The following is a 7,670-nucleotide window of genomic DNA, read 5'->3' on the forward strand; positions in this document are numbered from 1 at the left end:
GAGCGAGGGGTACGAGGGCAACACCGGCAAGGCCTGCGTCACAGGCCCCCAGGGCCGCAGACGGTCCGCCGGTGGCACAGCGACAACCTCTGACCACGCGGGGATTCCGTTCCTGGGGCACGTATTCCGGGTATCGGAGTTTCGGCGGGACCACCTGCACCTATGGCGTGCAGCCCCGGACGGATGGATTCGACAGGCGTGACGGAGCAGCCGACCTCGTTCGAACGCCCGCAGCCGGGCGTCGACCCCGCGGACCCCCGCGGGGCGCTCGTGCATACCTCGACACCGGCGCGTGTGCCCGGTACGGGCGCCTTACCGGTACAGGGCCGCTGCGGCGGCGACGTCACCGCTCCGCTCACGACGGCGCACGCCACGCCGGGCACGTCGGAGCCGGGCACATCCACGCCGTTCGGCAAGGGCAAGGACACCGTGAGCGACCCCGCCTCCGAGCATTCCCAGCCGGGTACCGAGCAGACCGCCGAGCGCGACACTCCTCGGCCGAGGTCCGCCCCCGAGGGCATTCCGGTCCAGCCGGCCGACGAACAGGACCGGCCGGCGCATGGCCCCGACGGGCAGGAGCGGCGCAGCGGCCAGAGCCTGCCGCCCGGCCGGCCCACGCCGATGCGGCGGGACGGCGACCGGCTGCGCTTCGTGGGTGCCGCCACCCGGCGGATCGCCCGCGGCATCGATCTCGACGAGATCGTGATGGGGCTGTGCCGGGCCACCGTGCCCACGTTCTCCGACGCGATCCTGGTCTATCTGCGCGACCCGCTGCCCGTCGGCGACGAGCGGCCCACCGGCCCGCTGGTGCTGCGGCTGCGCCGCACCGACCGGATACCGGCGGAGCGCGACACGGAGAACGGTTTCCTGCCGGCCACGCAGCCCGAGCCGAACGAGCTGGATACGGTCGGCGCCGAGCTGTGCGAGGTACGGCCCGGCAGCGCCCTCGCCGAGGTGCTGCGGGGCGTACGTCCGGTGTTCACCGACGCGCCCGCGGCCCGTGCCGCGCTGCCCGAACTGCTCGGTGACGGCGGCGAGTTCGCCGTACCGGACGGACAGCGCGCGATCCTCGCGCCGCTGCGCGGCCGGCGCCGGGTCATCGGTGCCGCCCTGTTCCTGCGCCGTCCCGAGCGCATGGCGTTCGAGCCGGACGACCTGCTGGTGGCCGCCCAGCTCGCCACGCACAGTGCCCTGGGCATCGACAAGGCCGTGCTGTACGGCCGCGAGGCCTACATCGCGGACGAGCTCCAGCGCACGATGCTGCCCGAGACGCTGCCCCGCCCCACGGGCGTGCGGCTCGCCTCGCGTTACCTGCCGGCCGCGGAGACCGCCCGGGTCGGCGGCGACTGGTACGACGCCATCCCGCTGCCCGGCAGCCGGGTCGCCCTGGTCGTCGGCGACGTCATGGGCCACTCCATGACCTCGGCCGCCATCATGGGCCAGCTGCGCACCACCGCCCAGACCCTCGCCGGTCTCGACCTGCCGCCGCAGGAGGTCCTGCACCACCTCGACGAACAGGCCCAGCGCCTCGGCGTGGACCGCATGGCGACCTGCCTCTACGCGGTGTACGACCCGGTATCGCACCGCATCACCATCGCCAACGCCGGTCACCCGCCGCCCGTCCTGCTCCACCTGGGCGGCCGTGCCGAGGTGCTGCGCGTGCCGGCCGGTGCCCCCATCGGGGTCGGCGGCGTCGACTTCGAGGCCGTGGAGCTGGACGCGCCCGCCGGCGCGACCCTGCTGCTGTACACCGACGGCCTGGTCGAGTCCCGGCTGCGGGACGTGTGGACCGGCATCGAGCAGCTGCGGGAGAAGCTCGCCGCGACCGCGCAGCTCACCGGGCCGGACCATCCGCCGCCCCTGGAAGCGCTGTGCGACGAGGTGCTCGACATGCTCGGCCCGGGCGACCGGGACGACGACATCGCACTGCTCGCCGCCCGCTTCGACGGCATCGCGCCCAGCGATGTGGCGTACTGGTTCCTGGAGCCGGAGGACGCCGCCCCCGGCCGGGCCCGCCGCCTGGCCCGGCGCGCGCTGCAGCGCTGGGGCCTGGAGGAGCTCAGCGACTCGGTCGAGCTGCTGGTCAGCGAGGTCGTGACGAACGCCGTGCGGTACGCCTCCCGGCCGGTCACGCTCCGGCTGCTGCGGACGGACGTCCTGCGCTGCGAGGTGGGCGACGACGTCCCGCAGCTGCCGCGCCTGCGGCAGGCGCGCGCCACGGACGAGGGCGGACGCGGGCTGTACCTGGTGAACCGCCTGGCCCGGCGCTGGGGCGCGACCCGGCTCAGCACGGGCAAGGTCGTCTGGTTCGAGCTCAACCGCAGCTGAACGCACGCCCGTCGTCGTTACTCGTCACGCCGCGGAGCCCCGCAGGGGCGCCGTCCCTGGCGATCATGTGGGACGCCAGCGGGAGGCCGATCATCGACAGGGTCAAGTCGGCCACGCTCTGCGACTGAGGCGGGACGCACGAGGTCGCGCCGCTGTGCGAGGGGCGCCCGGTGTTCGCCGGGCGCCCCTCGCCGTTTCTCCTACTGTTCGCCCCGTCCGTCGCCCGGCTTGATCGGGTCGAACGGGTCGCCGCCGTCGTCCGGCGGTGTCGTCTCCGGGGCCGTCGGCGGGGTGAAAGTGGGCGGTGTCGTCGACGGACTCGGCGGCGGCGAGCTGCTCGGCTTCTCCGTCGTCGGCGGTGGTGACGACGACGGTTCCTCGGTCGTCGGCTCCTGCGTGGGCTCCCTGGTCGGCTCCTGCGTCGGTGTCGGCGTCCACGTCGGCTGGACGGCCGCGCCCTGCTGGGTTTCCAGGTCGAACTTGCTGGTGTCGCCCATCACGCCGAAGGTGTACGCCGCCCAGATCAGCGCGGGGAAATCGCCGCCGTTGATCCGGGGCTTGCCGGCCGCCTTGTACATCGGGACGTGCTTGTACGGGGGCTTGTCGTCCTCTCCGAACAGGCCGACGGATGTGACCAGGCCGGGTGTGTAGCCGGTGAACCAGGCCGACAGGTTGTCGTCGGACGTACCGGTCTTGCCCGCGACCTGCTGGCCGTCGCGCTTGGGGTTGTTGCGCACGGACCGCTGGGCGGTGCCGTCGTCGACCACGCCGGTCAGCACCGAGGTCACCGAGTCGGCGGCCTCGCGGCTGATGACCTGGTCTCCGATCGCATCCGGGACGGTCACCGCGCGGGTGTTGTGCTCGACGGACTTGAGGAGCGTCGGCGTGACCTTCCTGCCGTGGTTGTCGAGGGTCGCGTAGACGCCGGCCATCTCGAGCGGGCTCGCGCCCATGGTGCCCAGAGTCTGAGCGGGCACCGCCTGCAAGCCCTCGGTGTTCATGCCGAGTTCGCCCGCGACCTTCATCACCTCGGGCATACCGACATCGACGCCCATCTGCGCGAAGACCGAGTTGATGGACTTGTTCATCGCCGTCTGGACGGTGACCTTGCCGTAGTTGCCGTCGTCTTCGTTCTCAGGCGCGAACCCGACCTTGGTGCCGTCGTCCACGACCGGGCGCTTGCTCGTGCCGTCGTAGATCGTGTTCGCCCTGATCGGCGTGCCGTCCTGGGTCTTGGCGGCACTCTCCAGGGCGGCCGCCAGGATCACCGGCTTGAAGGTGGAGGCGGGCTGGTAGTCGGTGCGGGTCGCGTTGTTGACGTAGTGCTTGAGGTAATCCCGGCCGCCGTACATGGCGACGACCGCGCCGGTTTTCGGGTTCACGGACGCGGCACCGGCCTGGATGTCCGCGTCGACCTTGCGCTTGGCGGGGTCGAGCTTGCTGTTCAGCTGCTGCTCGACGGACTTCTCCAGCGCCGCCTGCTTCTTCTTGTCGATGTTGAGCGTGAGGGTCCAGCCGCCCTGGTTGACCAACGCCTCCGCCTGCTTCGAGTCTTCGGCGGCACCCTGGGCGACGAGTTGCTTCTCCAGCGCGGCGTTGGCGGCCTTCACCAGGTAGCCGGTCTGCCCTCCCATGCTCGGGTCGGCCTTCGGCCCCTTGGGCACCGGGAACTTCATCGCCTGACGCTTCGACTTGTTCAGCCAGCCCTCTTCGACCATGTTGTCCAAGACGTAGTTCCAGCGCGCTCTCACCAGCTTCTTGCCGGTGTCGGACGCTATCGCCCAGTCGTACTGGTTCGGTGCCTGGAGGAGCGCGGCGAGGTAGGCACCCTGCTCGACTGTGAGGTTCTTGGCGTCCACGCGGTAGTAAGCCTGCGCGGCGGCTTGGATGCCGTAGGCGCCACGGCCGTAGTAACTGGTGTTGATGTAGCCGGCGAGGATGTAGTCCTTGGACTTCTCCCGGTCCAGCTTCAGCGAGATGACCAGTTCCTTCAGCTTGCGCGAGACGGTCTGTTCCTGGGTCAGGTAGTAGTTCTTGACGTACTGCTGCGTGATCGTGGAACCGCCCTGCGCGCCCTTGCCGGTGACTGTGTTGAGCAGACCGCGGGCCGTGCCCTTCAGGTCTACGCCGGCGTCCTTGTAGAAGGTCTTGTTCTCGGCGGCGACGAAGGTCTTCTGGACGGGCTTGGGCACCTCGGCCAAGTCCACGATCTCGCGGTTGCGGTCACCCGCGCGGGCCAGCAGCGAGCCGTCACTGTACTTGTAGACGTTGCTCTGCAACTCGGCGTCGGCGTTCCCCTTCGGAATCCTGATCATCATGTACAGCACGACGAAGGCACCCATGCCGAGCAGGCACAGGCCGAAGAAGGTGCCGAGGATCTTCTTCCAGGTGAAGAGCCTGCGTATGCCGCTCCTCCCGGGCGCCCCCGACGAACGGCGGCGCTTGGGTGCCGCCCGGCGCCCACCGCGCTGTCTGGCGCGTCTTTCTTCCGCTCGTCCCATGGGTCCGATCCGCTCCGCTTCGTTCATGTGTGCTCACATGTCACACAGGTTCGCCGCTCAGGTCAGCTCAGAAAGCTAACACCGGGAGATAAGAGATAGGACTGCCGATCCGGCCCTTTGCGGACGTGACAATCAGCACCCATCCCAACGGAACCGACGTTCGAGACACGCCCAGGGTTGCCAGAACGCGGAAAAGTGATATCACTTAGATAGATGGAAGCTATGCAGGAGTGGCTTCCCGAAGGAACGGGGGATCACCTATGTCCACACCTCAACCGCAGGTCACCGCCGACGTGCCCGAGATGCCGGCACCCCGCGTGCGGGAGTTCACGGCGCACAGCATCGGCGGCGGACTCGCCCTGCTGCTCGGCCTGCTCGGTCTGCTGGCCGGCGCCGGGCTGATCGCGGCCGCCACGTCGGTCGACGGGGGCGGAGCCAAGGCCGCCCTGATCATCGGCGGCATCCTGGTCGGGCTCGCGGCGTTCCTGGCCATGTGCGGGCTGAACATGGTGGCACCCGGCGAGGCCCGGGTCGTTCAGCTGTTCGGCCGCTACCGCGGGACGATCCGGCAGGACGGCCTGCGCTGGGTGAACCCCCTCACCTCGCGCACCAAGATCTCGACGCGCGTCCGCAACCACGAGACCGCCGTCCTGAAGGTCAACGACGCCTACGGCAACCCGATCGAGCTCGCCGCGGTCGTGGTGTGGCGCGTCGAGGACACCGCGCAGGCCATCTTCGAGGTGGACGACTACGTCGAGTTCGTCTCCACGCAGACCGAGGCGGCCGTACGGCACATCGCCATCGAGTACCCCTACGACGCCCACGAGGAGGACGGCCTCTCGCTGCGCGGCAACGCCGAGGAGATCACCGAGAAGCTCGCCGTCGAACTGCACGCGCGCGTGGAGGCGGCCGGGGTGCAGATCATCGAGTCGCGCTTCACGCACCTCGCGTACGCCCCCGAGATCGCCTCGGCGATGCTCCAGCGGCAGCAGGCCGGAGCGGTCGTCGCGGCCCGGCGGCAGATCGTCGACGGAGCGGTGGGCATGGTCGAGGCCGCGATCGCCCGGATCACCGAGCGGGACATCGTGGAGCTGGACTCCGAGCGGAAGGCGGCGATGGTCTCCAACCTGATGGTGGTGCTGTGCGGCGACCGTGCCGCGCAGCCGGTCCTCAACACCGGGTCCCTGTACCAGTGACAGTGCCTTCCGAAGACCCGGGTTCTCGGCGCCGGCCGCAGCAGCAGCGCAAGCAGGTGCTGCTGCGGCTGGACCCGGCGGTGTACGAGGCGCTGGCGCGGTGGGCCGGGGACGAACTGCGGTCGGCCAACGCGCAGATCGAGTTCCTGTTGCGGAAGGCGCTGGCGGAGGCGGGGCGCCTGCCGCGGGAGACCGGGCCGCTGCCTCGGCGTGGACGGCCGCCCAGTGACTCCCCTCCCAGGCCCCCGTCGGCCTGAACGGCCTCACCCTCAGGCGCCGGCCGGGTGGGGACTGCTGCCCGGCCCCGCGACGGAAAGCCGCTGTTGCGGAACCGTGACAACCACGCCCGACCTGCGCTCCCGCACACCCGGCCATGGTCTAGACACAAGGCGTATACATCATGCGTATACACCCCATATATAGTCCGGGTCATGTCCATTGGTCACGCTCTCCTGGGACTCCTGGAGTCCGGCCCTCGTCACGGTTACGACCTGAAGCGGGCCTTCGACGAGAAGTTCGGTCACGACCGGCCCCTGCACTACGGCCAGGTCTACTCGACGATGTCCCGTCTGCTGAAGAACGGACTCGTCGAGGTCGACGGCATCGAGGCGGGCGGCGGTCCCGAGCGCAAGCGGTACGCGATCACCGAGGCCGGTATCACCGACGTCGCGCGCTGGCTCACCACGCCGGAGAAGCCGGAGCCGTACCTCCAGTCGACCTTGTACACCAAGGTCGTCCTCGCGCTGCTCACGGAGCGGAACGCGGGCGACGTCCTCGACACGCAGCGCTCGGAGCATCTGCGCAGCATGCGGATCCTGACCGACCGCAAGCGCAAGGGCGACCTCGCCGACCAGCTCATCTGTGACCACGCGCTGTTCCACTTGGAGGCGGACCTGCGCTGGCTGGAGCTGACCGCGGCACGCCTCGACAAGCTGCGTGAGGCGGTGTCCACATGAGCTTCCCTCCCGGTTCCCTGCTCGCCGCCGAGAAGCTGTGCAAGGCCTACGGGCCGACCACCGCGCTCGACGGCGCCGAGTTCTCCATCCACCCCGGTGAAGTCGTCGCCGTGATGGGCCCCTCCGGCTCCGGGAAGTCGACGCTGCTGCACTGCCTCGCCGGAATCGTGACGCCGGACTCCGGGTCGATCACGTACAACGGGCGCGAGCTGGCGACCATGAGCGACTCCCAGCGCAGCGCGCTCCGGCGCTCCGAGTTCGGCTTCGTCTTCCAGTTCGGGCAGTTGGTGCCGGAGCTGACCTGTGTGGAGAACGTGGCGCTGCCGCTGCGGCTGAACGGCGTCTCCCGCAAGGAGGCCGAGCGGGCCGCCCTGTCCTGGATGGAGCGGCTGGAGGTCGACGACCTGCGCAAGAAGCGGCCCGGTGAGGTGTCCGGTGGTCAGGGGCAGCGGGTGGCCGTGGCCCGGGCGCTGGTCACCAACCCGCGGGTGCTGTTCGCGGACGAGCCGACCGGCGCGCTCGACTCGCTCAACGGCGAGCGCGTGATGGGCCTGCTCACGGAGGCCGCCCGGTCCACCAACGCGGCAGTCGTGCTGGTCACGCACGAGGCCCGGGTCGCCGCCTACTCCGACCGCGAGATCGTCGTACGCGACGGCAAGTCCCGGGACATGGAGCGCGCCGTATGAGAG

At 70.1% G+C, this 7,670-nt stretch carries 6 protein-coding genes; 5 read left to right on the forward strand and 1 reads right to left on the reverse strand.

Annotated features, from left to right (window positions below; translation table 11 throughout):
• The first annotated feature begins 183 nt into the window (after positions 1-183).
• Positions 184-2,328 carry a SpoIIE family protein phosphatase gene (locus AOQ53_RS16370; RefSeq protein WP_059418040.1) on the forward strand — a complete coding sequence of 715 codons (2,145 nt, stop codon included), beginning with the start codon at positions 184-186 and terminating at the stop codon, positions 2,326-2,328.
• A 200-nt stretch (positions 2,329-2,528) separates the two neighbouring features.
• Here AOQ53_RS16370 and AOQ53_RS16375 read toward each other — a convergent pair whose 3' ends face one another.
• Positions 2,529-4,829, reverse strand: coding sequence for a transglycosylase domain-containing protein (locus AOQ53_RS16375; protein ID WP_059418055.1), 2,301 nt, complete (start codon positions 4,827-4,829; stop codon positions 2,529-2,531).
• A 260-nt stretch (positions 4,830-5,089) separates the two neighbouring features.
• Between AOQ53_RS16375 and AOQ53_RS16380 the strand changes: the two genes are divergently transcribed.
• The 4 genes from AOQ53_RS16380 to AOQ53_RS16395 all read left to right on the forward strand — a co-directional run bounded on the left by AOQ53_RS16380 (position 5,090) and on the right by AOQ53_RS16395 (position 7,667).
• Positions 5,090-6,025: an SPFH domain-containing protein gene (locus AOQ53_RS16380; protein WP_059418042.1), complete on the forward strand. Its 936-nt coding sequence runs from the start codon at positions 5,090-5,092 to the stop codon at positions 6,023-6,025.
• On the forward strand, positions 6,022-6,282 hold the full coding sequence (locus AOQ53_RS16385; RefSeq protein WP_059418046.1) for a hypothetical protein: 261 nt from the start codon (positions 6,022-6,024) through the stop codon (positions 6,280-6,282). Before AOQ53_RS16380 ends, AOQ53_RS16385 begins: the two co-directional genes overlap by 4 nt.
• 174 nt (positions 6,283-6,456) lie before the next feature.
• The gene (locus tag AOQ53_RS16390; protein ID WP_059418047.1) at positions 6,457-6,981 is read left to right on the forward strand and encodes a PadR family transcriptional regulator; all 525 of its coding nucleotides are present in this window, start codon (positions 6,457-6,459) and stop codon (positions 6,979-6,981) included.
• Positions 6,978-7,667, forward strand: a complete 690-nt coding sequence (locus AOQ53_RS16395; protein WP_059418049.1) for an ABC transporter ATP-binding protein — start codon at positions 6,978-6,980, stop codon at positions 7,665-7,667. Before AOQ53_RS16390 ends, AOQ53_RS16395 begins: the two co-directional genes overlap by 4 nt.
• The last annotated feature ends 3 nt before the right edge of the window (positions 7,668-7,670 follow it).

This window comes from Streptomyces azureus, from assembly GCF_001270025.1.
In the GTDB taxonomy this organism is placed as follows: domain Bacteria; phylum Actinomycetota; class Actinomycetes; order Streptomycetales; family Streptomycetaceae; genus Streptomyces; species Streptomyces azureus.

Coding starts and splice junctions, on each gene's coding strand:
- AOQ53_RS16390 (WP_059418047.1), top strand. CDS start 6,457: ATGTCCATTGGTCACGCTCTCCTGGGACTCCTGGAGTCCGGCCCTCGT.
- AOQ53_RS16370 (WP_059418040.1), top strand. CDS start 184: ATGGATTCGACAGGCGTGACGGAGCAGCCGACCTCGTTCGAACGCCCG.
- AOQ53_RS16395 (WP_059418049.1), top strand. CDS start 6,978: ATGAGCTTCCCTCCCGGTTCCCTGCTCGCCGCCGAGAAGCTGTGCAAG.
- AOQ53_RS16375 (WP_059418055.1), bottom strand. CDS start 4,829: ATGGGACGAGCGGAAGAAAGACGCGCCAGACAGCGCGGTGGGCGCCGG.
- AOQ53_RS16380 (WP_059418042.1), top strand. CDS start 5,090: ATGTCCACACCTCAACCGCAGGTCACCGCCGACGTGCCCGAGATGCCG.